Genomic DNA, 24664 nt, shown 5'->3' on the forward strand with positions numbered 1-24664 from the left:
CCGCGTACGCCTTAAGAGGATATCGGGGCTGCTGCGGTTCCCGCCGGGCCGGATCCCTGAGCTGTCCCTGAGCTGTCCCTGAGATCCGGCCCGGGATCTCCCGTAGTACGGGAGGTGTCCGTCGTGGGACGGACACCTCCCGTCACCGGGCCCTCACGCCTTGTCCGTCAGGCGTCACGCTTCGCGAGGGTGAAGTAGCCGCCGATCACGGCGGCCAGCGCCCACAGCGCCATGATCCCGAGCCCGCCCCAGGGACCGTAGGGGGCGTCCGAGCCGCTCACCGCGGACGGCACGGTCTCCATGATCGCGGAACCGGCCTGGTTGGGCAGGTAGTCGGCGACCTTGCGGGTGGCGTCGACCAGGCTGAGGACGATGGGCAGGATCAGGACGAACATGATCAGGACCGAGATCGAGGCGGCCGAGTTCCGCAGGATCATGGACACGCCGATCGCGAACGCGGCGAGCAGCGCCAGGTACAGGCCGACGCCGATCACGGCGCGCAGGACGTTCTCCTCGCCCAGGGCGGTGCTGTGGTCGCCGAGGAGGGCCTGCCCGAGGAAGAAGGACAGGAACCCGGTGGCCAGGCCGACGGCCAGGGCCAGCCCGGTGGCCACGGTGACCTTGCCCAGCAGCAGGGTGCCGCGCCGGGGCACGGCCGCGAGGGAGGTGCGGATCATCCCGGTCCCGTACTCGCTGCCGACCACCATCGCGCCGAAGACCAGCACCGCCAGCTGGCCCAGGAGCATGCCGGAGAAGCTCATCTGCGTGGCGTCGAAGGTCACCTGCGAGGACTTGGGCATGTCGTCGAAGGTCGCGTTGACCACGGCGCACAGTCCGGCGCCGACGGCGACGGTGACCAGCAGCGTGGTGGCCAGGGTCCAGCTCGTGGAGGCGACGGTGCGGATCTTGGTCCACTCGGACCGGAGGACGGCGGAGTAGGCCACGGTCACTCACCGCCCTTGCGGGTGGCCTCGAAGCCGGCGGCCCACGCGGGGCCCGCCGGTCCGGGGACGGGCGCGCCGGGCGCGTGGGCGTGGTATTCGACGGAGTCCGCCGTCATGCGCATGAACGCTTCCTCGAGTGAAGCCCGTTGCGGGCTGAGTTCGTGCAGCACGATCTGGTGCTGGGCGGCCAGTTCGCCGAGCCGCTCGGACGGGACGCCGTCGATCTCCAGGGTGCCGGTGGCGGGGACGCTGACCGCGCTGATCCCCGCCTCGTGCAGGACGTCCTTGAGCCGTTCCTGCTGCGGAGAGCGCAGCCGGACGTAACTGCGCGAGTTCTGCTGGATGAAATCGGACATCGACAAGTCGGCGAGGAGCTTTCCCTGGCCGATGACGATCAAATGATCTGCCGTCAGGGCCATTTCGCTCATCAAGTGGGAGGAGACGAAGATCGTCCTTCCTTCCGAGGCCAGCCCCTTCATCAGATTGCGGATCCAGAGAATTCCCTCGGGATCAAGACCGTTGACGGGTTCGTCGAACATCAGGATCTCCGGATCACCGAGCAGGGCCGCGGCGATTCCCAGCCGCTGGCCCATGCCCAGCGAAAATCCTTTCGACTTCTTCCTGGCCACGGCCGTCAGACCGACCAGGTCCAGCACCTCGGCCACCCGTCGCTCCGGGATCCGGTTCGACTGGGCCAGGCACAGGAGGTTGTTGTACGCGCTGCGGCCGCCGTGCATGGCCTTCGCGTCGAGCAGCGCTCCGATGTGCTTCAGCGGCTCCTTCAGGTCCCGGTAGTGCTTCCCGTCGATCCGGACCGAACCGCCGGTCGGGCGGTCGAGGTCGAGCATCATGCGCATGGTCGTGGACTTCCCCGCCCCGTTGGGGCCGAGGAAGCCGGTCACCACCCCCGGTCTGACCTGGAAGCTGAGGTTGTCCACGGCGGTCTTCGCGCCGAATCGTTTCGTAAGGCCCTCTAGCTCGATCATGCCGCCACGCTAGAACGGCGAGGGGCCGTACGCCACCTCGAAAAGGTGACGTACGGCCCCTGATGTGCCGGTCCGCTCCCTGCGGGCGGGCGGCGGCGTACGCGCGGGCGTACTAGCGGCTCTGCTGCGCCGGGACGCCGCGGGTCACCGGCTCGTCGTCGATCGGGGAGCCGGCGGCCGCCACGGCGGCGCCCGTCAGCGTCGCCAGCATCTCGCGGACGTTGGTCAGCTGGGCGTTGATGGAGTCGCGGCGGTTGGTGAGCGCCGCCAGCTCGCGCTCGGACTCGCTGCGGATGCGGTCGGCCTTGGCGTTGGCGTCGGCCACGATGTCCTCGGCCTGGCGCTGCGCGGTCTCCACCGTCTGGCGGGCCCGGCGCTCGGCGTCCGTACGCAGCTTCTCGGCCTCCAGGCGCAGCTGCTCGGCGCGGTGCTCGATCTCGGCCAGGCGCTTCTCGGCCTTCTGCTGACGCGAGGCCAGGTCGCGCTCCGACTGCTCGCGACGCTTGGCCAGGTTGGTCTCGAAGTCCGCGGCGGCCTGGGCGGCCTTGGCGCGGGTCTCCTCGAAGAGGGCGTCGGCCTCCTCGCGCTTGGAGGCGGCGTCCTTCTGGGCCTCGGCGCGCAGGGTGGCGGCGTCCCCCTTCGCCTTCTCGACGATGCGGACGCCCTCGTCCTCCGCCTTCGACTTGCGGTCCGCAGCGAACGACTCGGCGTCGTTGCGCACCTGCTGGGCCGCCGACTCGGCCAGCTCACGGTGCTGCTCGGCCGCGCGACGGGCCTCCTCGCGCAGGTCCTTCGCCTCCTCCTCGGCCAGCCGCAGGATCTTCTCGACCCGGGCGCCGAGGCCGGCGTACGACGGCTCCGCGTCGCTCACCTGGGCCTGGGCGTTCTGCGTCTCGAGATGCAGTTCCTCGATCCGCTTTTCCAGAGAGTTGATACGTCCTAGGGCGCTGTCGCGGTCGGAGACCAGCTTGCTGATGCGGTCGTCCACCTGACCGCGGTCGTAACCACGCCGCACGAGCTCGAAGCCGAAGGGGGAGGAAGTGTCGCTCATGGGGTTCCTGTCGAATGAGACCGATGAGGTGCTACGTGAGGTGTTAAGGGGAATCCTAGGCGCCAGGGCGGCGTGTCATCGAGTCAATCCGGGTTTGCCCTGGACAATGACACCCCTTTTGAGTGGCAAGGCGGCGGAATGCTTGTCACTCGTCCGCCTGAACCTCCCTCAGAAGCACACATCCTGTCTTCTGACTACCCCTCTGACGCCTTACCACTCGAACGAGTGGAACCCGCTGTTGCGCCGGCCCTCACGCCCCCCGCGCCCTGACCACCCACAGCGGGCTTTCCGCCACCCGAAGGTGCCTCGAAAGATTCCAACGCCTCAAGAACGTCCTGGACACGGGAGATCTCCGCCTGAATGTCCTCGCGCCTGCGCACCAGCACCTCCAGCTCACGACGGCCCTCGTCGACCAGCCGCTCCGCCTCCGCCTTCGCCTCCGCGAGGGCGCTCTCCGCCTGCCGCGCCACCTCCGCCTTCTTCGTCTCGGCCTCCTTGAGCAGCGCCTCGGCCTTGCGCACGGCCGCGATGCGGACCTTGCTCGCCTCGCTGCTCGCGTCCGACACCAGTTCCTTGGCCTTGGCCTCGGCGGCGGCGCTCTGCTCGGTCGCCGCCCGGACCAGCTTGTCCACTCGCTCGCCGGCCGACTTCATCTGCTCGGCCGACTCCCGGCGGGCGCGCTCGTGCAGCTCCTCCACCTCGGACTCGACGCGGGCACGCAGCTCCTCCGCCCGCTCCCTTATGGCAGCCGCGTCCGTACGCGCCCCGACCAGCAGTTCGTCGGCGTCCGTCCGGGCCTTCTCCACCACGGAGTTGCCCTCGACGGTCGCCTCCGACGTGATGCGCTCGGCCTCCTTGCGGGCAGCGTCGACCATCGCGTCGGCCTGCTCCTCGGCCGCCGTCGTGGCGGCCAGCGCCTGACGGCCCGCGTCCGCGGTGAGCCGGTCGGCCTCGGCCGCCGCCTCCGTGATGAGCCGGTCCACCTGCTCCGCCGCCTCGCTGCGCCGCTTGTTGGCCTCCTCGCGGGCCTCGTCCAGCAGCCGCTCGGACTCCGTACGGGCCTCCGTGCGGGTGCGCTCGGCCTCGGTGGCCGCCTCGGCCTTGACCCGCTCCGCCTCGGACCGGGTGCGCGTCGCGTGCTCCTGCGCCGAGGCCAGCGCCTCGGCCGCCTCCGCGCGCAGCCGCTCCGCCTCGGCGGCCGCCTCGCCGACGGTGCGCTCGTTGTCCTTGCGGGTCCGCTCGGTGAGCTTGTCCGCCTCGGATGCCGCCTCGGTGATGAGCCGGTCCGCCTGCTCGGCTGCCTCGGTGCGCAGCCGGTTGCCCTCGGCGCGCGCCTCGTCCAGGGTCTGCTCGGCGTCCCGTTCGGCGGCCGCCAGGGTCTCGGCCGCCGCGGCCGTGACGCGCTCCGCCTCCGCGGTGGCCTCGCCGATGATCCGGCCGCCCTCGGTGCGGGCCTCGTCCAGGGTCCGCGCGGCCTCCGCGACGAGCCGCTCCGCCTCGGCCGCGGCCTCGCCGACCGTGCGCTCGTTGGCCGCGCGGGTCTCCTCGATGAGCCGGTCGCCCTCCGCGCGGGAGTCCACCAGGATCCGCGCCGAGTCCCGCTCCGCCGCCGCCAGGGTGTCGGCCGCCTGCGCCTTCAGGGCCTCCGCCCGCGCCCGGGCCTCCTCCAGGACCCGTGCCGCCTCGGCCGTCAGGCGCTCCGCCTCCGCGGCCGCCTCGCCGACCGTGCGCTCGTTGTCCTCGCGGGTCCGCTCGGTGAGCTTGTCCGCCTCGGACGCCGCCTCGGTGATGAGCCGGTCCGCCTGCTCGGCGGCCTCGGTGCGCAGCCGGTTCGCCTCGGCGCGCGCCTCGTCCAGGGTGCCCGCCGCCTCGGCACGGGTGGCGTCCGCCGCCTCGGTGGCCTCGGCGGTGAGCCGCTCCGCCTCCGCCCGGGCGTCGGCGACGGTCGCCGCGTTCGCCGCGAGGGTCTCCTCGGTGAGGCGCTCCGCCTCCGCCTCGGCCTCGGCCACGATCCGGGAGCCCTCGGCGCGCGAGGCCTCCAGGGACTCCGCCGCCTCGCCGCGGATCCGGTTCGCGTCGTCGCGGGCGTCCGCGCGGGTCCGCGCCGCGTCCCGCTCGGACGCCGCCAGCGCGTCCGTCGCCTCGGTGCGCACCCGCTGCGCGTACTCGGCCGTGTCGGCCCGCAGCTGCTCGGCCTCCGCGATCGCGTCGCCGACGGTCCGCGCCGCCAGCTCCTTCGCCGCGTCCGTCTCGACGCGGGCCTCGCTGCGCACCCGCGCGGCGTCCTCGGCCGCGCGCTCGCGCTCCGCGTGGGCGTCGGCGCGGACCCGGTCCGCCTCCTGCTCCGCCTCGGTGCGCGTACGCTCAGCCGCGTGCTCGGCCGCGCTGCGCAGGCCGGCGATCTCCTCCTCGGCCTGCTCGTGCATCCCGGCCACGGAGTCCCGTACCTGCTGGGCGGTGGCCTCGGCCGCCGCGACCAGCTCCGCCGCGCGGCGCTCCGCCTCCTCGGTCAGGCGGGCCGCCTCGGCCTGCGCCTCCTCCGAGCGCTTGCGGGCCTGCGCCAGCAGCTCCTCGTTCTGCTCGCGGGCCTGCGCCCGCTCGTTGCCGGCGTCCGTCCGGGCCGCCGACAGGGTCTCCTCGGCCTCCCGGCGACGCCGCGCGGCCTCCTCCTGGGCGGCGGCGAGGGCCTCGGCGGCCTCCGCGGCGACCCGCTCGGCCGCCGCCTTCGCCTCGGCGCGCAGCCGGTCCGCGGTCTCCTGCGCCTCGGTGCGGACCCGCTCGGACTCGGCCTCCGCCTCGGCGCGCAGCCGTACGGAGACCAGTTCGGCCTCCGCGCGGACCCGGCCGGCGTCCTGCGCGGCCTCGGCGCGCAGCTGCTCGGACTCCGCCTCCGACTGGGCCTGGAGGGTGCGGATCCGCTCCGCCGCCTCGGCGCGCAGCCGGTCGTTCTCCTCGGTGGTCTCCTTGCGGATGTTCTCCGCCGCCAGGCGGGACTCGCGCAGCGTCTGCTCCGCCGACGTCAGCCGGGCCTCGGCGTCCGCCTGCAGCCGGGCCAGCTCGGCCTCGGCCTCGGCCCGCTTCGCCGTCAGGGCCTGCTCGGTCTCCTCGCGGCGCGCCCGCAGGGCGGCGTCCGTCTCGGCGGCCAGGGCCTCGGCCCGCTCCTCGGCCTCCGCGCGCAGCCGTTCGGCCTCGGCACGGGTGCGCTCCAGGGTCTCCTCCGCCTGCCGGCGCAGGGTGGTGGCCCGCTCCACGGCCTCGGCGCGGACCCGCTCGCTCTCGGCGGTGGCCCCGCCGCGCAGTTCGTCGGCGTCCGACTTGGCCTTGCCCAGCAGCTCCTCGGCGGTCCGGGCCGCCTCCTCGATCTGCTGCACCGCCTCGCGGCGGGCCTCGCCGCGGATCCGCTCGCCCTCGGCGACGGCCTCCGCGCGCAGCTGCTCGGCCTCGCCGCGCAGCCGCCGCGCCTCCTCCTGGAGTTCGACGGTGCGGGCCCGGTACTCCTCGGTGTCGTCCTTCGCGGCGCCCTTGAGCTCGTCGGCCGTGGCCGCGGCCTGGGCGCGCAGCCGCTCGGCCTCCGCCTCGGCCTCGCGGCGGATCCGCTCGGCCTCCTCGGACGCGGCGCGGGTCGTCGCCCGGGCGTCCTCCGAGGCCTTGTTCAGTACGTCCTCGGCGGTGCGGGCCGCCTTCGCCAGCTGCGCCGCGGTGTCCTCGGCGGCGGCCGTGCGTGCCTGCTCGGCGGCCTCGGCGCGCAGCCGCTCCGCCTCGGCGCGGGCATCGGCCAGCGCCTGCTCGGCCTCGGCCTTGAGCGCCTCGGCCTGCTTCGTGGCCTCGCCGACCAGCCGGGCGACCTGCTCCTTCGCGGTACGGGTGCGCTGGTCGTTGACCGACTCCGCAGAGGCGAGCTGCCGGGCGGCGCTCTCCTTGGCCTCCGCGAGGAGCTTCTCCGCCTCGGCCCGGGCCGCGCGCAGCGCCCCGTCGGCCTCCTGGACCCGCGCCTCGGCCACCCGGCCGAGGTCCATGGTCTGCTGCCGGGTCTGCTCGGCCTCGGCGGTGGTGGTGGTGCGCAGCCGCTCCGCGTGCTCGGTGGCCTCCTGCGCCTGAGCGGAGGCGGCGGCCAGCAGCCGCTCGGCCTCCTTGCGGGCGCGCAGCAGCGCCGACTCGGCCTCGGCGCGCGCGGCCTCCGCGTCGGCGGCGAGCCGACGGCGGGCCTCCTCGGCGGTGCGGGCGGCCTCGGCGCGGGCGGCGTTCAGCGCCTGCTCGGCCTCGGCGCGGGACTCCTCCAGGAGCCGGCGGGCCTGGGCCTCCGTGCGGGCGCGCAGCTGCTCGGCCCAGGCGACGTTCTCGTTGACGTGCGCCTCCACCGTCTGGCGGCGCTCGTTGAGCTCCTGGTCCAGGCGCTGGCGCCGGTTGACGGCCTCGGCGTGCAGCTCGGCCTGGAGGCGTGCCTGGTGCTCGGCGTGCTCCTGGAGGATCCGCTGGGTCTGCGCCCGGGCGTCGCGCAGTTCGCGCTCGGCGTCGGACCGCATCTGGTCGGCCTGCACCTGGGCATTGCGCAGCAGCTGCTCCGCCTGGTAACCCATGTCCGCGCCGTCGTAGGCGGGGCGGGAAGCGAGCGCGCGGCGCACCTCATGCAGCTTGGCGCGCAGCACCTCGACCTGGTAGCCGAGGTCCTCGGCGTGCTGGACGGCCTTCCCGCGCTCCTTCTTCAGCCGCTCCATCTCGGCTTCGAAGCGCGAGAGATGGTCGGCTTCGGCCTGATGGCTCTCCTGGCTTTCGTAGCCCCGCACAGCGCGGTCCCATCCGTCCCCTGGTCGCAAGCTCACTCCCAATTGAGCATCGCTCGCCCGCTGAACGACGCCCCCGGGGAAATGGTGTCAGATGTCGGGGCAGGGCTAGCAGGCCCCGACCCCGTTCCGCACCGAACCCCGGCCGAGCCATGGCCACTCTACCGGCCGGGGAATGGGGACATCAGTGCTCAGGGTTGGAGGTGACCAGTTCGGTGAGGACTCCGTGGCAGTCCTTGGGGTGCAGGAAGGTGATCCGGGAGCCCATGGAACCGGTGCGGGGCTCGTCGTAGAGGACCCGGACGCCCTTGCCGCGGATGGCCTGGGCGTCGCCGTCGACGTCCTCGGTGCCGAAGGCGATGTGGTGCACGCCCTCGCCGTTCTTGGCCAGCCACTTCGCCACCGTGGAGTCCTCGCGGGTGGGCTCCAGGAGCTGGAGGTAGGAGGCCCCGCCGTCGGAGGTCTCGTTGATCTTGAGCATGGCCTCGCGGACGCCCTGCTCCTCGTTGACCTCGGTGTGGAACACCTCGAACCCGTACGTGGCACGGTAGAACTCGACGGTCTTGTCCAGGTCGAAGCAGGCGATCCCGATGTGGTCGATTCTTGTCAGCATGGGACCAGTGCACCGCCCCGGCGGGGTGTCACGCAACGTGCCAGCGATCACACCGACTGCCCGGTGACGGGGCGGGTACCGCTCAGTACATTCGGGTAAACCCTCGTTCACTCCTCATCTCAAGGGGCTGTGCCTCATGTCCGGAACGAACAACACCACCTCAGTGATCGTCGCCGGGGCCCGCACGCCCATGGGGCGGCTGCTCGGCTCGCTGAAGTCCTTCTCCGGCGCCGACCTCGGCGGCTTCGCCATCAAGTCCGCCATCGAGCGGGCCGGGATCTCCGGCGACCAGGTCCAGTACGTGATCATGGGCCAGGTGCTCCAGGCCGGCGCGGGCCAGATCCCCGCCCGCCAGGCCGCCGTCAAGGCCGGCATCCCCATGAACGTGCCCGCGCTCACCATCAACAAGGTGTGCCTGTCGGGCCTCGACGCCATCGCGCTGGCCGACCAGCTCATCCGCGCCGGGGAGTTCGACATCGTGGTCGCGGGCGGCCAGGAGTCGATGACCAACGCCCCGCACCTGCTGCCGAAGTCCCGTGAGGGCTACAAGTACGGTGCGATCGAGATGCTCGACGCGATGGCCTACGACGGCCTCACCGACGCCTTCGAGAACATCGCGATGGGCGAGTCCACCGAGAAGCACAACACCCGCCTGGGCATCGAGCGCGCCCCGCAGGACGAGTTCGCCGCCGCGTCCCACCAGCGGGCCGCCGCCGCGCAGAAGAACGGCGTCTTCGAGGCCGAGATCACCCCGGTCGAGATCCCGCAGCGCAAGGGCGAGCCGGTCGTCTTCGCCGCCGACGAGGGCATCCGCCCCGAGACCACGGCGGAGTCCCTGGGCAAGCTGCGCCCGGCGTTCGCCAAGGACGGCACCATCACCGCCGGCACCTCCTCGCAGATCTCCGACGGCGCCGCCGCCGTCGTGGTCATGAGCAAGGCGAAGGCCGAGGAGCTGGGCCTGGAGTGGCTCGCCGAGATCGGCGCCCACGGCAACGTGGCCGGCCCCGACAACTCCCTCCAGTCGCAGCCCTCGAACGCCATCCTGCACGCCCTGAAGAAGGACGGCCTGGAGGTTTCCGACCTGGACCTCATCGAGATCAACGAGGCCTTCGCGGCGGTCGCCGTGCAGTCAATGAAGGACCTCGGCGTGACCCCGGAAAAGGTGAACGTCAACGGCGGCGCCATTGCCCTGGGCCACCCGATCGGCATGTCCGGTGCCCGCGTGGTGCTCCACCTGGCGCTGGAGCTCAAGCGCCGCGGCGGCGGGACCGGCGCGGCCGCCCTCTGCGGCGGCGGCGGCCAGGGCGACGCCCTCGTGATCCGCGTTCCGAAGGCGTAGGTGCCCGTATGGCGACGGTGGACGTCCCCACGCTGGTGGCACAGGCCCGCGAGGGCCGGCCGCGGGCCGTGGCCCGGCTGATCTCACTGGTCGAGGGGGCGTCCCCGCAACTGCGCGAGGTGATGGCCGCCCTGGCACCGCTGACGGGCGGCGCGTACGTGGTCGGGCTGACCGGTTCCCCGGGTGTCGGCAAGTCGACCTCGACCTCGGCCCTGGTCTCGGCCTACCGCGGCGCCGGCAAGCGGGTCGGCGTGCTCGCGGTCGACCCGTCCTCGCCCTTCTCGGGCGGGGCGCTGCTCGGCGACCGGGTCCGGATGTCGGACCACGCCTCCGACCCGGGGGTCTACATCCGCTCCATGGCCACGCGGGGCCACCTGGGCGGTCTCGCCTGGGCGGCGCCGCAGGCGATCCGGGTGCTGGACGCGGCCGGCTGCGACGTGATCCTGGTCGAGACGGTCGGCGTCGGTCAGTCCGAGGTGGAGATCGCCTCGCAGGCCGACACCTCGGTGGTGCTGCTGGCTCCGGGCATGGGCGACGGGATCCAGGCCGCGAAGGCGGGGATCCTGGAGATCGGCGACGTGTACGTGGTGAACAAGGCCGACCGGGACGGCGCGGACGCCACCGCCCGGGAGCTGAACCACATGCTGGGCCTGGGGGAGACCCGGGGTCCCGGCGACTGGCGGCCGCCGATCGTCAAGACGGTCGCGGCGCGCGGTCAGGGCATCGACGAGCTGGTCGAGGCGCTGGAGAAGCACCGGGCGTGGATGGACGAGCGCGGGGTGCTGGCCGAGCGCCGGGCGGCGCGGGCGGCGCGGGAGGTGGAGACCATCGCGATCACCGCACTGCGCGGGCGCCTGGCCGACCTGCGCGGTGACGCGCACCTGGACGCGCTGGCGGCCCGGGTGGCGGCCGGCGAGCTGGACCCGTACGCGGCCGCGGACGCGCTGCTGGAGAGCCTGACCGAGGGCTGACCGGCCCGCGACGGCGGGGACGGGGACGGGGGCGCCGCGGGCCGCGGCGCCCCCGTCCGGTGCGTCCGTTCCGCCGGGTCAGTGGTCCTCGCCGTTCTGCTTGGCGGAGATGACCTTCCCGGTCATGCTGTCGACGTGGACGTTCTGGGTCATGTCCCCGGACGTCTTGACCTCGACGTCCCAGTAGGGGGCGCGCCCGTCGTCATCGTCGTCGTCCCAGTTCACGGACCAGGCCTGGCCCGGATGTGCCGCGAGGGCCGTCTTCATGGCCTCCTGGGCGGTGACCTTCGCGGCGAGCAGAACGCCGTCCTTGGCCCGGTCCTCCTCGTCGCGGTCCTTCGCGGCGGTGCTCTCCTCGTCGGTGACGGCGCCGCTGGCGACGTTCACCTCGACGTCGGTGTGGCTGCCGTCCTTGCCGATCACGTCGATCTGCCAGACGTCGTCGTCGCGGTCGATCGACTCGACGACGCCCGGATGCGCCTTCAGCGCAGCCTCGGCGGCCTTCTCGGCGGTCGCGTCCACCCGGGCCAGGGCGGACGCCGGGACGGCTTGCGACGTCTCGGCGGCTACGGCGGCCGTCGCGGCGCTCGCCGGGCCCGCCACCATCAGGACGACGGACGCGGCCGCGGAAACGTACAGGGTGCGCTTCATGTGACCTCCTCAGGCCGGCCGTGGCGCCTGCGGTTGCCCTGCGGGCGGGCGGGCCGGCAGTGAGCGTTCCCGTCCATTGTGCGGTCGCCCGCCCGGCGCGGCACGCCGGGCGGGCGGCGCTCAGATCTTGCCGCGGTTGCCGCGCAGGTGCTCCGCGACGGGGCGCAGCGAATCCCGCAGCGCCTGCAGGGCCTCCGGCGGCAGCAGGTCGATGAAGTGCTCCCGTACGGACGCCACGTGGTGCGGGGCGACCTTGCGCATGGTCTCCATGCCCTCGTCCGTGAGGACCGCGTACAGGCCGCGGCGGTCGGACTCGCAGTTCACCCGGCGGACCAGGCCCGCGGTCTCCATGCGGGTGATCTGGTGGGAGAGCCGGCTCTTGGACTGGAGCGTGGCGGTGGCCAGGTCGCTCATGCGCATCCGCAGGCCTTCCGACTCCGAGAGGTTCACGAGGATCTCGTAGTCGTTGATGGTGAGTCCGAAGGGCTGGAGATCCTTTTCCAGCTGGTGCATCAGCAGTTTGCTGACGTCCAGGTGGGTGCGCCAGGCGCACTGTTCGGCGTCGGTGAGCCAGCGGGTGGCAGTCTCGGTCTCCATCGTCTCCATGAAAGAACTCTACCTAAGAAGTTGAATTACGTACAAAAATAGGAAGATCGGCTCGGGTGGCGCGGCCCCAGGGGCATCACAGCCCGAACCGCCGCTGGAGATCACCCAGCTGGCCCGGCATCCGCGGCACCCCCAGCGGGCTCTGGCCGGCCCCAGGAACGCCCTGGGCGTTGCCCGTGGCCGCCCCGGCACCCACCGCGCCGACCGACTGCTCCGCCATCAGCAGCTCCGTCGACTGCAGCAGCACCGTGCCCGCCCCGACGAACTCGAACTGGTGCTCCTCGCCCGAGGTGCCGCCGATCCCGGTCAGCGAGCGGAGTCCGCCCATCACGCCCGACATGTAGCCGTGGTCGTAGTGGTGGCAGGGCGAGGGACAGTCGGCCCAGCCCACCAGCGCCTGCGGGTCCACGCGCAGCGGCGGCTCCATGAACACCACCGGACCGTTGGACGCCGCCACGAACTTCCCGGTTCCGATCAGCGTCAGGAAACCCGGGACGATCGACTGCTTGAGGGCCAGCGAGGGCTCGTACGCCAGCAGGTTTCCCGACCGGATGGTCAGGTTGCCGTTGTCCAGGTCGTACGAGTTCACGTCGAAGGCGCGGTCGGCCAGCAGCATCTTGCCCTGGCCCTCGGCCACCACCCAGTCACTGGCGTGCAGCGGCGAATGGAAGCTGGTGCGCAGCAGCCGGTCGAAGCGGCCGCTGCCGATGCCGTTGAACTCGATGCGCCCGTAGTAGGCGATCATCTTGCCCTTCTGCAGGAACCACTGGCTCCCCTTGAGCTCCACGCAGAAGGTGTACGCGTTCACGTTGTCGTCGGACGGCAGGCTGTGCGGATCGAACACCGTCGGGCCGCCGGGGCCCGGGTTCACGGGGCCAAAGTTCACAGCTTCTCCTCCGAGGCCTGTACGAACACGGCTCCCTGGCCGGACAGCTCCAGCTGGAACGCCTCGCCCGAGCCGCGCCCCACCATGTCCCGCCAGCCGAGCGCGGTGGAGAGCTTGTTCCTGACGTCCCCATGGTGGGCCACGTACGCCTGGGGGTCGACGTGGACCGGCCGGTTCGGGGTGATGGGGAGCTCGATGACTCCGCCGTGGGCCATCACGGCGACCGCGCCGTGGCCCTTCAGGGTGGTGGTGAACAGGCCCTGGCCGGTCACCTGGCCGCGCACCATCCCCATGACGCCGCCCTGCGAGCCCATGAACATGGTGCCCTGCTGGAGCGTGCCGTCGAAGGCGAGCAGCCGGTCGGCCTCGACGTAGAGGGTCTCGCCGGAGAGGTTGATCACCTGGATGTGGTGGCCGCCGTGGCCGAACATCACGGTGCCGCTGCCCTCGACCGTCATCAGCGGGGTCTGCTCGTTCGCCACCCGGCGCCCGATCATGCCCATGACGCCGCCCTGGCCGCCGGTGATGCTCGGCGTGAAGGAGACCTCGCCCCGGTAGGCGAGCATCGCGCCGCGCTGGCTGTACATCTTCTGGCCGGGAACCACCTGTGCCTCGACCATCTTCGAGTTGATCTCGCGGAACGGCATCAGATGTCACCCCCGACGGTGTTGCGCTCGCTGGGCTGGACGTACACCAGGCCCTCGCCCTCGAAGCGGATCTGGAACGCCTCGCCGGAGCCCTCGCCGATCAGGGTGCGGAAGTTCACCCCGGACTGGAAGGACTGCTGGAGGTTGCCGGTGTGCGCGATGTACGCCCCCGGGTCGACCGAGAGCGGGTACTGGGCGCTGACGCGCAGCACCACCGCCGGTCCGTCGGACATGATCGCCGCCTGGCCGGAGCCCTCGACGGTCGTCGTGAAGAGGCCGTTGCCCGTGCTGGCGCCGCGCAGACCGGTGAAGGTCGTGCCGGTGCGCAGCCCCGCGTCGGTGCACAGCAGGTTGCTGGACTCGACGTAGAGCTTCTCGCCGCGCAGGCTGACGAGGTTGATCTCGCTCGCGCGGTCGGCGAAGTAGCAGGTGCCGTGCCCCTGCACCTCCATCACGGTCATCTGTTCGCCGGTCAGCCGGCGGGTCACCATTCCGCGGAGGCCTTCGCCGCCGCCGGTCATCTTCTTGAAGGCCATCTGACCGTCGTACGCGACCATGGCGCCGTTCTTCGCTTTCACGGCGTCACCGGTCAGGTCGACGGCGAGCACCTTGCTGCCTTGGAGTCTGAACTGAGCCACGGGGACGAAGGTATCGGCACCGGGCGGGGGCGAACAGGGCCCCGAGGACGATATCCGCCACAATCGCCGGGCTTCGGCCGATCCCGGGCCCCGCCGAAAGATCGCGCGGAGCGGCTGAGACACTGGACCGACCCCAGGTACCCGGCCCCGAAGGTTCCACGTGGACATCAAGACCGCTTCCGCCCTGCACCGGCTGCGCCTCATCTCCGTCCCGGAGGCGCTGTCGTTCCCGGCTCTGCTGATCTTCGGCTCGCTGCTGAGCCGGGTATCGGACATCGACTACCTGATGATGCCGCTGGGCATCCTGCACGGCATCCTCTTCGTGATCTACGCGATCTTCCTGCTGGACGTCTGGCACAAGGCGAAGTGGCCGGTCAAGAAGGTCGCCCTGTTCTTCGTGCTCGCCCTGCTGCCCTTCGGCGGCCTGTACGGCGACAAGCTGCTCAAGCGCGACGAGGCCGACGGCGTCATCGCGGCCCGCGCGCGCCAGGCGGCGGACGCGTGATCGTCGCGTTCTCGGTGACCCCGCTGGGGGTCGGTGAAGAGGTCGGCTCGTACGTGGCCGAAGCGGTCCGCGTCGTGCGCGAATCGGGGCTGCCCAACCGCACCGACGCCATGTTCACCACCGTCGAGGGCGAGTGGGACGAGGTCATGGACGTGGTGCGCCGCGCCGTGGCCGCCGTGGAGGCGCGGGCACCCCGGGTCTCCTTCATCCTCAAGGCCGACGTCCGGCCCGGCGTCACCGACGGCATCACCTCGAAGGTCGAGACGGTGGAACGTCACCTCGCCGGGGGCTGAGGCGCTCACACGACCTGGACGTGGACATCGGGCGGATTGAGTACCGACAGATACGCCGCGATGTCCTCCGGGTCGCTGGTGAAGATCACCGCGCTGCCGTGCTTCGCGGCGGCCAGGGCCACGCTGGCGTCCACCGCGTCCGGCCGCTTCTTCGGGGGGAGTCCGGCCTCCCCGAGGGCGGTACCGATTCGGCGCCAGTCCTTGAGGTCGAAGCCCGTGGCGCAGGCGATGCACTCCGGACGGCCCGCCTTGGTCTCACGCATCGGCGGGGCCGAAGTCCGCGCCTGTGGCACGGAACAGTCTCTGAGTGCCGCGGCCAGCGCATGGACCAGCGCCGGGTGGGGACGCCACACCTGAGCCAGCACCGGCCCAAGGACAAGGGCCCGATGCGGGGTCTCCTTCAGGGCTTCGTGCAGGTGGACGGCCTTGGCCTTGCGGTCGGCAAGAGCGATGAGCATCCCGGTGTCGTAGACGGGGACTCTTCCCACGCTCACGCGGCCTTTCCGGTACGCGCACCGGATCGATCCGCCCCGTAGACGAGATCCAGGGCTGCTTCGACCTCCCGCCGCTCCTGCTCCGTCAGTGCCCCGCTGCCCGCGTCCTCCGGCGGTGCGCCCGCGGCCTCGGCCTCAGCCGCCGCGATCAAGGCATCCACGTCCGCGAACTGCGCCTCTATGGTCTCGGTCTCCGCCATCTGCCGCGTCGCGGCGTGTACGAGGTACGCCGAGACGTCCAGACCGGCACGCTCGGCATGCCACCGGATGCGTTCGGCCTGCTCCTGCTCAAGGCTGATGCTGATCCTGGTCTTGGCCACAAGGCAGTGTATGACGCGTATTACGCCCTGCCAAGCCCGGCTCACCCCTGGGCCGGCCGCCCTGGGCCACGGCCGTGTACTCGCGGGTGAACGCCTTGCGGCGACTGTGACGAGGTCATGAACGTGGTGCGCCGCGCCGTGGCCGCCGTGGAGGCGCGGGCACCCCGGGTCTCCTTCATCCTCAAGGCCGACATCCGGCCCGGCGTCACCGACGGCATCACCTCGAAGGTCGAGACGGTGGAACGTCACCTCGCCGGGGGCTGAACCGCCGCCGCGACACCCTGCGCGAACAGCGCCCCGCCGCCCGGCGAGGGGCGCTCCGCGCGCTCCGGCCGGCCGGGGTCAGACCGCGGGGGCGCCGCCCGAGATCAGGGCGATCCCCAGCGGGGTGCGCTCGTACAGGACCTGATGGCCCTGACGGCACGGCAGCAGCAGCCCCGCCGCCCGCAGGGCCTTCAGGTGCGCCGACACCGTCGAGGGGGCCAGGCCCAGCCGGTGCGCGAGGGCCGTGGTCGAGGCGGGCTCCCGCAGGGCGCAGAGCACCTCCGCCCGGGTCCGCCCCAGCAGCCCCGCCAGGGCGCGCGGAGCCGGACCGGCCGCCGCCGCCCACAGCGCGCCGATGCCACGGGCCGGATACACCAGCGTCGGCTGCCACGGGGGGTCGTAGCCGCCGACCGCCTCCGGCCAGACGAAGGCGCTGGGCATGAGCAGCAGTCCCTGCCCGCCCAGCTCCCGGTCGTGGCGGGACGGCCGCTCGAGGACCAGGGTCTGGTCCTGCCCGGACCACCGCAGGTCCGAGTGGAGCCCGTCGAACAGGGCCTGGAGCCCGCCCGCCGCCAGCCGGCGCGAGTGGAACAGGACATCGGCCTCCAGCAGGGCCCGCAGCCGGGGCCAGTGCGGGGCGATCAGCACCTCCCAGGCCCGCTCGTACAGATCGGCCAGCTCCCGCACCGCCCGCGCCGGGTCCGCCAGCATCCGGCGCCCGATGTCGCTCTCCGCCGCCCCCGGGGTGCACACCAGGGCCCTGCGCAGGTCCTCGCGCGCGGCGTCCGGGTCACCGGCCGCCGCCCGCACCCGGTCCAGCTCCTCCTCGAAGGTGACGGACGGCCCGGCCGGGGGAGGGCTGAGCAGGTCCGGGTTGTGCCCCGCGCGCGGCATCAGCAGCCACAGCGGCCGCAGGTCCAGACCGGCCGCGGCGGACCGGATCCCGCTCAGCCAGGGCAGGTGGTACGCCTGCCGCTGCGGCCGCAGCAGGACCCGCACGGCCTCCTGCGTCTCCCAGCGCGGGGAGATCGCGAATCGGCACCGGAGCAGGTCGGCCGGTCCGAAGCGGAAGTGGAACGCCATGCGGTGCTGCCTCCCGGCCGGCCTCGGATTCGGGCCGGACCGAATCTCTCGGCCCGCCAGCGTAGTCCCGGGAGGCTGCGGAGCATGCCGACCGACAACGAAGCCCCGGTCCCCGCCGCCGGCCGGGGCGCACCCCCGGCCGTCCCGGCGCCCGCCGCCGGGGAAACCGCCCCGCCGCCCCGCCCGGCGGCCACGGCACCGGCGGCCACGGCACCGGCCGCCGGGGCCGTCACCGCGCCGGCCGCCACCGTTGGGGCCGCCACCGGCTACCGGCCCGTGTTCCGCGTCCGCGAGTTCCGTGCCGTGTTCGCCGCGCACCTGCTCTCGCTCCTCGGCGTCGTCATCGCCGAGATCTCCCTCACCGTCCTCGTCTACCGCGCCACCGGCTCGCCCCTCATGAGTGCGCTCACCTTCGCCCTCGGCTTCCTCCCCCACGCCCTCGGCGGCACCCTCCTCGCCCCGCTCGCCGACCGGTACCCCGCCCGCCGGGTGCTCGTCGGCTGCGACCTGCTCTGCGCCGGCTGCGCGGCGGCCATGGTCTGGCCGGGGACGCCCGTCGCGGGGATCCTCGTACTCCGCTGCGCCATGGCCTTCGTCGCGCCCCTCTTCCAGGGTGCCCGCAGCGCCTCCCTGGCGGACATCGTCGGGACCGGCGAGGCCTTCGTACTCGGCCGCTCGCTGCTGCGCATGGTCGCGCAGAGCGCGCAGCTCGTGGGCTTCGGCCTCGGCGGCCTGCTGCTGGCCGCCGCGTCCCCGCGCACCGCGCTCGCGCTGACCGCCACCGGGTTCCTGGCCTCCGCGCTGCTGCTGCGCCTGGGCACCCGGGCCCGGCCCGCCCGCGCCGCCGGCGGTTCCGCCGGGGTACGGGAATCCCCGCTCGGCGGGCTGCGCGCCGTCCTCGGGGAGCGCCGGCTGCGCACGCTCACCCTGCTGTGCTGGCTGCCGCCCGCCTTCGCCGTCGTACCGGAGGCGCTGCTCGCCCCGTACGCCGAGGACATCGGGGCCGGGACCGTCACCCTCGGGGTGCTGATGTGCGCGCTGCCCGTCGGCGCCGTCGCGGGTGAACTCTGGGCCGGGTCGGCGCTCACCGCCCGAACGCGTTCGCGGATCACGGCGCCGCTGGCCGCGGCCGCCCTGCTCCCGCTGCTGCTGTTCGCCCTCCGCCCCGGCCCGGTGGTGGTCCTCGTGGTGCTGCTGGTGGCAGGGCTGGCGCACGCCTACACCCTCGGGCTCGACCGGATGTACGCGGACGCCGTACCCGACGAGCTGCGCGGACGGGCGATGACCCTGCTCAGCACCGGGCTGATGACCTTCCAGGGCGTCGGCATGGCCCTCGCCGGGGCCGCCGCCGAGTTCTTCCCGGCGCCCGTGGTGGTCGCCGGCGCCGGGCTGCTCGGCACGGCGGTCGTCGTGGCCCTCCTCGCCGGGCTCCGGCGGCCGAGGGATGAGACGGGACTCGCGGTCAAATGACCGCCCGGTAGGGTCTGGTGGGTGCCCAAGCCGCTCAGCCTTCCCTTCGACCCCATCGCCCGCGCCGACGAACTCTGGCGGCAGCGCTGGGGGCCCGTGCCGTCCATGGCGGCGATCACCTCCATCATGCGCGCGCACCAGATCCTGCTCGCCGAGGTGGACGCGGTGGTGAAGCCCTACGGGCTGACCTTCGCCCGGTACGAGGCGCTCGTGCTGCTGACCTTCTCCCAGGCGGGCGAGCTGCCGATGTCGAAGATCGGCGAGCGCCTGATGGTCCACCCGACCTCGGTGACGAACACCGTGGACCGGCTGGTGAGGTCCGGCCTGGTGGACAAGCGCCCGAATCCGCAAGACGGCCGCGGCACGCTCGCGTCGATCACGGCCAAGGGCCGGGAGGTCGTCGAGGCGGCGACCAAGGACCTGATGGCGATCGACTTCGGCCTCGGCGTGTACGACGCGGAGGAGTGCGCGGAGATCTTCGCGCTGCTGCGCCCGCTGCGGGTGGCCGCCGCGGACTTCGAGGAGAGCTGAGGCACCCGGAGCCGGGCCCGCGTCAAGATCGCGCAAAACGGACGGTTACGCTCGACGGCATGAAACGAAGCGTGCTGACCCGCTACCGCGTCATGGCCTACGTGACCGCGGTCATGCTCCTGATCCTCTGTGCCTGCATGGTGGCGAAGTACGGCTTCGACACCGGGGCCGGCCTGACCTTCGCGGTCTCGCAGGTCCACGGCGTGCTCTTCATGATCTACCTCGTCTTCGCCTTCGACCTGGGCTCCAAGGCGAAGTGGCCCTTCGGCAAGCTGCTGTGGGTGCTGGTGTCGGGGACCATCCCGCTGGCCGCCTTCTTCGTCGAGCGCGGCATCCGCGCCGAGGTCGAGCCGCTGGTCGGCGACGGTCTGGCGACCGCGAAGGCCTGAGCCGGGACCTGGGCCGCGGGGCCTCGGCCGGACCTCGGGGCGGGCCTCGGCCCGGCCTGAGCCCGCCTGGGGCGCCGATGGAGCAGGACACCCCCGGGGATACTCCCCGGGGTTTCCCATCGACATTTACTAGGACGTCCTAGTAAATTCAGGGGTATGGACGCTGACGCCATCGAGGAGGGCCGCCGTCGCTGGCAGGCCCGGTACGACAAGGCCCGCAAGCGCGAGGCCGATTTCACGACGCTCTCCGGAGATGACGTCGACCCCGTCTACGGGCCCCGCCCCGGCGACTCGTACGAGGGGTTCGAGCGCATCGGCTGGCCCGGGGAGTACCCCTTCACCCGGGGTCTGCACGCCACGGGCTACCGCGGCCGGACCTGGACCATCCGCCAGTTCGCCGGCTTCGGCAACGCCGAGCAGACCAACGAGCGCTACAAGATGATCCTGGCCGCCGGCGGCGGCGGGCTCTCCGTCGCCTTCGACATGCCGACCCTGATGGGGCGCGACTCCGACGACCCGCGCTCGCTCGGAGAAGTGGGCCACTGCGGCGTCGCCATAGACTCCGCCGCCGACATGGAGGTCCTCTTCAAGGACATCCCGCTCGGCGACGTCACCACCTCGATGACCATCAGCGGCCCCGCCGTGCCCGCCTTCTGCATGTACCTGGTCGCCGCCGAGCGCCAGGGGGTCGACCCGGCCGTGCTCAACGGCACGCTCCAGACGGACATCTTCAAGGAGTACATCGCCCAGAAGGAGTGGCTCTTCGAACCCGAGCCGCACCTGCGCCTCATCGGCGACCTCATGGAGTACTGCGCCAACGGCATCCCCGCCTACAAGCCGCTCTCCGTCTCCGGCTACCACATCCGCGAGGCCGGGGCGACGGCCGCGCAGGAGCTCGCCTACACGCTCGCAGACGGCTTCGGCTACGTGGAACTCGGCCTCTCCCGCGGCCTCGACGTGGACCACTTCGCCTCCGGCCTCTCCTTCTTCTTCGACGCGCACCTCGACTTCTTCGAGGAGATCGCCAAGTTCCGCGCCGCCCGCCGCATCTGGGCCCGCTGGATGAAGGAGGTCTACGGGGCGAAGTCGGACAAGGCCATGTGGCTGCGCTTCCACACCCAGACGGCCGGTGTCTCCCTCACCGCGCAGCAGCCGTACAACAACGTCGTACGCACCGCCGTCGAGGCCCTCGCCGCCGTCCTCGGCGGCACCAACTCCCTGCACACCAACGCCCTCGACGAGACCCTCGCCCTCCCCAGCGAGCAGGCCGCCGAGATCGCGCTGCGCACGCAGCAGGTGCTGATGGAGGAGACCGGCGTCGCCAACGTGGCCGACCCGCTGGGCGGTTCCTGGTACGTCGAGCAGCTCACCGACCGCATCGAGGCCGACGCCGAGAAGATCTTCGAGCAGATCAGGGAGCGCGGCCTGCGCGCCCACCCCGACGGCCGGCACCCCATCGGCCCCATCACCTCCGGCATCCTGCGCGGCATCGAGGACGGCTGGTTCACCGGCGAGATCGCCGAGTCGGCCTTCCAGTACCAGCGCTCGCTGGAGAAGGGCGACAAGCGGGTCGTCGGCGTCAACGTCCACCACGGCTCCGTCACCGGCGACCTGGAGATCCTCCGGGTCAGCCACGAGGTGGAGCGCGAGCAGGTCCGCGTCCTCGCCGCCCGCAAGGAGCGCCGCGACGACGCCAAGGTGACGGCCGCGCTGAAGGCGATGCTGGACGCCGCCCGGGACGGGTCGAACATGATCCCCGCCATGCTGGACGCGGTGCGCGCCGAGGCCACGCTCGGCGAGATCTGCAACGTCCTGCGCGACGAGTGGGGCGTCTACACCGAGCCCGCGGGCTTCTAGGGGTTCCAGGGGAGGCCGGTCGTACCCACCGCCGAGGCGGCGGGTACGACCGGCCTCCCCTCCCCCTTTCCGGGGATCCGCCGCCCCGCGCGCTCAGGCGCGGGCCACGCCCTGGAGGCCGTGCATCAGGAGGGCGGTGAAGGCGGACGCCCACAGTTCGTCCACCGGCTCGCAGCTCACCAGCGCCCGGTGCACCACCGTGCCCGCGATCACGTCGAAGATCAGGTCGGTGGTGTGGGCGGCCAGGGAGACGTCCTCCTCGGGGGGAAGCTCGCCCCGGGCCTGGGCGCGGTCGCGGCCCAGTACGACGAGACGTTTCTGCCGGTCCACGATCGCCGACCGGATCCGGTCCCGCAGCGCCTCGTCCCGGGTGGACTCCGCGATCACGGCCATCAGGGCCGTACGGGCCTCCGGGCGCCGCAGCAGCCGCGCGAACTGGAGCACCACGTCCTCGATGTCGGCTTCGAGCGAGCCCCGGTCCGGGAGCTCCAGTGCGTCGAAGAGCTCCGCGACCGCGTCCACGACCAGCTCGTTCTTGCCCGCCCAGCGCCGGTAGAGGGTGGTCTTCGCGACGCCGGCGCGGGCCGAGACGTCCCCCATCGTCAGCTTCGACCAGCCCAGCTCCACCAGCGCGTCCCGGGTCGCCGCGAGGATCGCGGCGTCCGCCGCCGCACTGCGGGGGCGGCCGGTGCGGCCGCGCGGGGCGCCGGCGCCGGGGCTGGGGTTGCGCATGGCCGAGACCATACCCGTCGGTAGGGGAACCGGCGGGGAGCCTTTCGGTGTGGTTCAGATCACGGAGCACGCGGGCGCCGGGGGAGTTACGCTACGGCTCGTAGCGTAAGAGCGACAACCACGCGAAGCTACTGGCGCCAGGTGGGGACCCGGCGCCGACCACGCGGCACGAACAACGCTCAACGAACAACGCAGGACGATCTTTCGGGATCCTTTTCGCCGGCGCGCGCACAGGGGGGAGGATGTACGCATGCAGCCCAGAAACATGTCCATGAGCGGCGTCGTCGACCTCGCCGCTGTGAAGGCGGCCGGCGAGGCCAAGGCCAAGGCCGAGCAGGCGCGCAAGGACGCGGCCCGACAGGCCGACGGCGGCGCTCCCGGCGCGCCCGGCGGAGCCGTACCGGCGTCCGCCCTCGTCTTCGACGTAGCCGAGGCGGGCTTCGAGCGTGACGTGATCCAGCTTTCCCACGAGGTCCCGGTCGTCCTCGACTTCTGGGCCGAGTGGTGCGAGCCGTGCAAGCAGCTCGGCCCGCTGCTGGAGCGTCTCACCGTCGAGGCCGGCGGCCGCTTCGTCCTGGCGAAGATCGACGTCGACGCCAACCAGATGCTGATGCAGCAGTTCGGCATCCAGGGGATCCCGGCCGTCTTCGCCGTGGTCGCCGGCCAGGTGCTGCCGCTGTTCCAGGGCATGGCGCCCGAACAGCAGATCCGCGAGACCCTCGCCCAGCTCGTCCAGGTCGCCGAGGAGCGCTTCGGCCTCGTCGGCCTCCAGGTCGACCCCGGCGCCGAGGGCGCCCCGGCGGCTCCCGCCGAGGTGCCGGCCGGTCCGTACGACGCGCTGCTGGAGGCGGCCGTCGTGGCGCTGGACGCGGGCGACCTGGGCGGCGCCGTGCAGGCGTACAAGAACGTACTGGCCGACGACCCGGGCAACACCGAGGCGAAGCTGGGCCTGGCCCAGGCCGAGCTGCTGTCCCGGGTGCAGCACATGGACCCGCAGGCGGTGCGCGCCGAGGCGGCCGCGAACCCCAAGGACCCGGCCGCGCAGATGGCCGCGGCCGACCTGGACCTGGCGGGCGGGCACGTGGCGGACGCCTTCTCGCGCCTGGTGGACACCGTACGGGTCACCTTCGGTGACGAGCGGGACGCCGTACGGGTCCGGCTGCTGGAGCTGTTCGAAGTGATCGGGGCGGACGACCCGCGGGTCTCGGCGGCCCGTACGGCGCTGGCCCGGGTGCTCTTCTAGCCGTACTCCGGTGGCGTCCGCCGCCCCCGGCGATTTGTTGACACGGAGATAAACAGCGGCCGCGCTTTGCCAAATCTTGGCAATCGCGGCCGCTGTTACTCGCAGTAAATCGAACCCCGTGAAGTGTCCGGTTGGTTCGCTCTTCCTCCCTTCTGTCGTGGCCCGGGGTGACACCCAGCGTGCCCGCACGACGGCACCCGGCAAGACTCCGGTTATCCAGCCGTTACCCGCCAGTAACGACCCCCCTTGTGCCCCGGCCGGGAATGCACCACGATCGGCGACGCTCGGTCCTTCCCGCAGAGCCGCTCACCCGGAACCGCGGCGGAGGGTCCCCACCGGGCCGGCCGGTGACAGTGGCACCGGCCGTGGACAGGGGGGTCTCCGCCACACCGGCGGAGCCTGTCCTCCAGGTTGCGCGAACGCGTGGCCCAGTGGTTGTCGCTCGGGGGTGAACGCCGGTGTACGGACGCGGTTGCGCCGCGGCTCGGCCGCCTGCGCTCCTTCCCGAGGACGTAGCACTTCTCCCATCCCAGGACGGGCCTCCCGGCCCGGACCGGAGATGTACGTCCGAGAAGGAGGAACAAGATGAGTTCTCAGGTGCGTGGCGGAACCAGATGGAAGCGCTTCGCGCTCGTCATGGTGCCGAGCATCGCGGCCACCGCCGCGGTCGGTGTGGGTCTGGCGCAGGGCGCCCTGGCGGCGTCCTTCAGCGTCTCGGGCCAGGACTTCAAGGTGTCGGCCGACCAGCTGGTCGGTGACAACCTGATCCAGTACGGCAGCCTGGCCGAGGGGCACCAGCTCGGCTCCAAGGAGAAGACCAAGCACCCGGTCACGATCTCCGGCTTCAGCCGTGCCGAGATCACCAACATGTGCCAGTCGCTGGTGACGCCGACTCCGATCGGCCCCATCACCCTGCAGCTGCGCACGGGCAACAAGGGCCGTCCGGCCGTCGCGGAGAACATCTACCTCGACGTCGCCGAGCTGGACGCGGACGCCAAGTTCGATCAGCTCGACATCGGTGTCGCGGTGGGCGACGGCAGCCACACCACCAAGCCGGTCCCCGGCACGGTGGCGGACGCCGGGCTGTTCTCGCAGCGGGCCAAGAAGGCCACGCTGACGAACGTCCGCCAGAAGGCGTGGGCGACGACGGCGGGCACCTTCACGCTGCCCGACCTCAAGCTGCGCCTGCTCAGCGGCAACCAGCCGTGCTACCAGGACGAGAAGTAGTCCCGTCCCGGACGTGACCGGCCGGGCGGGGGGGCGGGGGGGGGGGGGGGGGCCCCGCCCCCCCCCGGCGCCCCGCGGGCCCCGCGGCGGGCGGGGGGGGGGGGGGGGGGGGGGGGGCCCCCCCGCCCGGGCGGCCCCCCCCC

General features: G+C 72.5%; 24 protein-coding genes and 1 pseudogene. 11 read left to right on the top strand and 14 right to left on the bottom strand.

All coding sequences use genetic code 11. The features are described from left to right. Positions 1–167 precede the first annotated feature (167 nt). The 5 genes from ACFY7H_RS20205 to mce form a co-directional block, all read right to left on the bottom strand. Positions 168–950 (bottom strand): ABC transporter permease subunit, encoded by a 783-nt coding sequence (locus ACFY7H_RS20205; protein WP_388939765.1) that lies wholly within the window; start codon positions 948–950, stop codon positions 168–170. Continuing rightward, a complete protein-coding gene (locus ACFY7H_RS20210; protein WP_388939767.1) occupies positions 947–1930 on the bottom strand; it encodes an ABC transporter ATP-binding protein in 984 nt (327 codons plus the stop codon). The genes ACFY7H_RS20205 and ACFY7H_RS20210 overlap by 4 nt, the downstream gene beginning before the upstream one ends. Before the next feature lie 112 nt (positions 1931–2042). Continuing rightward, positions 2043–2981 carry a cellulose-binding protein gene (locus tag ACFY7H_RS20215; RefSeq protein ID WP_388939769.1) on the bottom strand — a complete coding sequence of 313 codons (939 nt, stop codon included), beginning with the start codon at positions 2979–2981 and terminating at the stop codon, positions 2043–2045. 194 nt (positions 2982–3175) lie between these two features. Next, a complete protein-coding gene (gene scy, locus ACFY7H_RS20220; RefSeq protein ID WP_388939771.1) occupies positions 3176–7765 on the bottom strand; it encodes a polarized growth protein Scy in 4590 nt (1529 codons plus the stop codon). A 181-nt stretch (positions 7766–7946) separates the two neighbouring features. Further along, positions 7947–8375: a methylmalonyl-CoA epimerase gene (mce, locus tag ACFY7H_RS20225; protein ID WP_388939773.1), complete on the bottom strand. Its 429-nt coding sequence runs from the start codon at positions 8373–8375 to the stop codon at positions 7947–7949. A gap of 136 nt (positions 8376–8511) precedes the next feature. On the opposite strand from mce, the gene ACFY7H_RS20230 reads away from it, so the two are divergent. Together ACFY7H_RS20230 and meaB are read left to right on the top strand one after the other, a co-directional pair. After that, complete coding sequence (locus ACFY7H_RS20230) at positions 8512–9714, top strand: acetyl-CoA C-acetyltransferase (RefSeq protein ID WP_388939775.1); 1203 nt, start codon at positions 8512–8514, stop codon at positions 9712–9714. An 8-nt stretch (positions 9715–9722) separates the two neighbouring features. Further along, positions 9723–10685 carry a methylmalonyl Co-A mutase-associated GTPase MeaB gene (meaB, locus tag ACFY7H_RS20235; RefSeq protein WP_388939777.1) on the top strand — a complete coding sequence of 321 codons (963 nt, stop codon included), beginning with the start codon at positions 9723–9725 and terminating at the stop codon, positions 10683–10685. Positions 10686–10763: 78 nt separating this feature from the next. On the opposite strand, the gene ACFY7H_RS20240 is transcribed toward meaB, so the two are convergent. The 5 genes from ACFY7H_RS20240 to ACFY7H_RS20260 all read right to left on the bottom strand — a co-directional run bounded on the left by ACFY7H_RS20240 (position 10764) and on the right by ACFY7H_RS20260 (position 14113). After that, positions 10764–11336: a PepSY domain-containing protein gene (locus ACFY7H_RS20240; protein ID WP_388939779.1), complete on the bottom strand. Its 573-nt coding sequence runs from the start codon at positions 11334–11336 to the stop codon at positions 10764–10766. A gap of 120 nt (positions 11337–11456) precedes the next feature. After that, positions 11457–11933: a MarR family winged helix-turn-helix transcriptional regulator gene (locus tag ACFY7H_RS20245; RefSeq protein ID WP_388940005.1), complete on the bottom strand. Its 477-nt coding sequence runs from the start codon at positions 11931–11933 to the stop codon at positions 11457–11459. A gap of 85 nt (positions 11934–12018) precedes the next feature. After that, on the bottom strand, positions 12019–12828 hold the full coding sequence (locus tag ACFY7H_RS20250) for an AIM24 family protein (protein ID WP_388939780.1): 810 nt from the start codon (positions 12826–12828) through the stop codon (positions 12019–12021). After that, positions 12825–13475, bottom strand: a complete 651-nt coding sequence (locus tag ACFY7H_RS20255) for an AIM24 family protein (protein WP_388939781.1) — start codon at positions 13473–13475, stop codon at positions 12825–12827. Before ACFY7H_RS20255 ends, ACFY7H_RS20250 begins: the two co-directional genes overlap by 4 nt. Then, complete coding sequence (locus ACFY7H_RS20260) at positions 13475–14113, bottom strand: AIM24 family protein (protein ID WP_388939783.1); 639 nt, start codon at positions 14111–14113, stop codon at positions 13475–13477. Before ACFY7H_RS20260 ends, ACFY7H_RS20255 begins: the two co-directional genes overlap by 1 nt. Positions 14114–14273: 160 nt before the next feature. Between ACFY7H_RS20260 and ACFY7H_RS20265 the strand changes: the two genes are divergently transcribed. Together ACFY7H_RS20265 and ACFY7H_RS20270 are read left to right on the top strand one after the other, a co-directional pair. Continuing rightward, on the top strand, positions 14274–14618 hold the full coding sequence (locus tag ACFY7H_RS20265; protein ID WP_388939785.1) for a DUF3817 domain-containing protein: 345 nt from the start codon (positions 14274–14276) through the stop codon (positions 14616–14618). Then, a complete protein-coding gene (locus tag ACFY7H_RS20270; protein WP_388939786.1) occupies positions 14615–14911 on the top strand; it encodes an MTH1187 family thiamine-binding protein in 297 nt (98 codons plus the stop codon). Before ACFY7H_RS20265 ends, ACFY7H_RS20270 begins: the two co-directional genes overlap by 4 nt. A gap of 5 nt (positions 14912–14916) precedes the next feature. Here ACFY7H_RS20270 and ACFY7H_RS20275 read toward each other — a convergent pair whose 3' ends face one another. Together ACFY7H_RS20275 and ACFY7H_RS20280 are read right to left on the bottom strand one after the other, a co-directional pair. Beyond that, positions 14917–15405: a hypothetical protein gene (locus tag ACFY7H_RS20275; protein ID WP_388939787.1), complete on the bottom strand. Its 489-nt coding sequence runs from the start codon at positions 15403–15405 to the stop codon at positions 14917–14919. Further along, positions 15402–15725 carry a hypothetical protein gene (locus ACFY7H_RS20280; RefSeq protein WP_388939789.1) on the bottom strand — a complete coding sequence of 108 codons (324 nt, stop codon included), beginning with the start codon at positions 15723–15725 and terminating at the stop codon, positions 15402–15404. The genes ACFY7H_RS20275 and ACFY7H_RS20280 overlap by 4 nt, the downstream gene beginning before the upstream one ends. Before the next feature lie 99 nt (positions 15726–15824). Here ACFY7H_RS20280 and ACFY7H_RS20285 point away from each other — a divergent pair. Further along, positions 15825–15989: pseudogene (locus ACFY7H_RS20285) on the top strand (thiamine-binding protein); the annotation flags it as partial. 78 nt (positions 15990–16067) lie between these two features. Here ACFY7H_RS20285 and ACFY7H_RS20290 read toward each other — a convergent pair. Continuing rightward, complete coding sequence (locus ACFY7H_RS20290; protein ID WP_388939791.1) at positions 16068–17072, bottom strand: DUF5937 family protein; 1005 nt, start codon at positions 17070–17072, stop codon at positions 16068–16070. Positions 17073–17156: 84 nt separating this feature from the next. On the opposite strand from ACFY7H_RS20290, the gene ACFY7H_RS20295 reads away from it, so the two are divergent. The 4 genes from ACFY7H_RS20295 (at position 17157) to ACFY7H_RS20310 (ending at position 21319) form a co-directional block, all read left to right on the top strand. Further along, positions 17157–18542 (top strand): MFS transporter, encoded by a 1386-nt coding sequence (locus ACFY7H_RS20295; RefSeq protein WP_388939793.1) that lies wholly within the window; start codon positions 17157–17159, stop codon positions 18540–18542. Positions 18543–18563: 21 nt separating this feature from the next. Beyond that, positions 18564–19073: a MarR family winged helix-turn-helix transcriptional regulator gene (locus ACFY7H_RS20300; RefSeq protein WP_388939795.1), complete on the top strand. Its 510-nt coding sequence runs from the start codon at positions 18564–18566 to the stop codon at positions 19071–19073. A 59-nt stretch (positions 19074–19132) separates the two neighbouring features. Continuing rightward, positions 19133–19462, top strand: coding sequence for a DUF3817 domain-containing protein (locus tag ACFY7H_RS20305; RefSeq protein ID WP_388939797.1), 330 nt, complete (start codon positions 19133–19135; stop codon positions 19460–19462). Positions 19463–19618: 156 nt separating this feature from the next. Then, positions 19619–21319: a methylmalonyl-CoA mutase gene (locus ACFY7H_RS20310; RefSeq protein ID WP_388939799.1), complete on the top strand. Its 1701-nt coding sequence runs from the start codon at positions 19619–19621 to the stop codon at positions 21317–21319. A gap of 93 nt (positions 21320–21412) precedes the next feature. Here the strand turns inward: ACFY7H_RS20310 and ACFY7H_RS20315 are convergent, their stop codons facing one another. Beyond that, positions 21413–22051, bottom strand: a complete 639-nt coding sequence (locus ACFY7H_RS20315; RefSeq protein WP_388939801.1) for a TetR/AcrR family transcriptional regulator — start codon at positions 22049–22051, stop codon at positions 21413–21415. 250 nt (positions 22052–22301) lie between these two features. Here ACFY7H_RS20315 and ACFY7H_RS20320 point away from each other — a divergent pair, with 250 nt between their 5' ends. Continuing rightward, positions 22302–23294 carry a tetratricopeptide repeat protein gene (locus ACFY7H_RS20320; RefSeq protein ID WP_388939803.1) on the top strand — a complete coding sequence of 331 codons (993 nt, stop codon included), beginning with the start codon at positions 22302–22304 and terminating at the stop codon, positions 23292–23294. 585 nt (positions 23295–23879) lie between these two features. Next, the gene (locus ACFY7H_RS20325; RefSeq protein WP_388939805.1) at positions 23880–24521 is read left to right on the top strand and encodes a DUF6230 family protein; all 642 of its coding nucleotides are present in this window, start codon (positions 23880–23882) and stop codon (positions 24519–24521) included. The last annotated feature ends 143 nt before the right edge of the window (positions 24522–24664 follow it).

The sequence above is a fragment of the Streptomyces sp. NPDC012794 genome, assembly GCF_042901085.1.
Classification (GTDB): domain Bacteria; phylum Actinomycetota; class Actinomycetes; order Streptomycetales; family Streptomycetaceae; genus Streptomyces.

Excerpts from the sequence above, each read along its gene's own strand:
- ACFY7H_RS20210 (WP_388939767.1), bottom strand. The coding sequence starts at position 1,930 with ATGATCGAGCTAGAGGGCCTTACGAAACGATTCGGCGCGAAGACCGCC.
- ACFY7H_RS20215 (WP_388939769.1), bottom strand. The coding sequence starts at position 2,981 with ATGAGCGACACTTCCTCCCCCTTCGGCTTCGAGCTCGTGCGGCGTGGT.
- mce (WP_388939773.1), bottom strand. The coding sequence starts at position 8,375 with ATGCTGACAAGAATCGACCACATCGGGATCGCCTGCTTCGACCTGGAC.
- ACFY7H_RS20230 (WP_388939775.1), top strand. The coding sequence starts at position 8,512 with ATGTCCGGAACGAACAACACCACCTCAGTGATCGTCGCCGGGGCCCGC.
- meaB (WP_388939777.1), top strand. The coding sequence starts at position 9,723 with ATGGCGACGGTGGACGTCCCCACGCTGGTGGCACAGGCCCGCGAGGGC.
- ACFY7H_RS20240 (WP_388939779.1), bottom strand. The coding sequence starts at position 11,336 with ATGAAGCGCACCCTGTACGTTTCCGCGGCCGCGTCCGTCGTCCTGATG.
- ACFY7H_RS20245 (WP_388940005.1), bottom strand. The coding sequence starts at position 11,933 with ATGGAGACCGAGACTGCCACCCGCTGGCTCACCGACGCCGAACAGTGC.
- ACFY7H_RS20255 (WP_388939781.1), bottom strand. The coding sequence starts at position 13,475 with ATGCCGTTCCGCGAGATCAACTCGAAGATGGTCGAGGCACAGGTGGTT.
- ACFY7H_RS20290 (WP_388939791.1), bottom strand. The coding sequence starts at position 17,072 with ATGGCGTTCCACTTCCGCTTCGGACCGGCCGACCTGCTCCGGTGCCGA.
- ACFY7H_RS20295 (WP_388939793.1), top strand. The coding sequence starts at position 17,157 with ATGCCGACCGACAACGAAGCCCCGGTCCCCGCCGCCGGCCGGGGCGCA.
- ACFY7H_RS20305 (WP_388939797.1), top strand. The coding sequence starts at position 19,133 with ATGAAACGAAGCGTGCTGACCCGCTACCGCGTCATGGCCTACGTGACC.
- ACFY7H_RS20310 (WP_388939799.1), top strand. The coding sequence starts at position 19,619 with ATGGACGCTGACGCCATCGAGGAGGGCCGCCGTCGCTGGCAGGCCCGG.
- ACFY7H_RS20315 (WP_388939801.1), bottom strand. The coding sequence starts at position 22,051 with ATGCGCAACCCCAGCCCCGGCGCCGGCGCCCCGCGCGGCCGCACCGGC.
- ACFY7H_RS20320 (WP_388939803.1), top strand. The coding sequence starts at position 22,302 with ATGCAGCCCAGAAACATGTCCATGAGCGGCGTCGTCGACCTCGCCGCT.
- ACFY7H_RS20325 (WP_388939805.1), top strand. The coding sequence starts at position 23,880 with ATGAGTTCTCAGGTGCGTGGCGGAACCAGATGGAAGCGCTTCGCGCTC.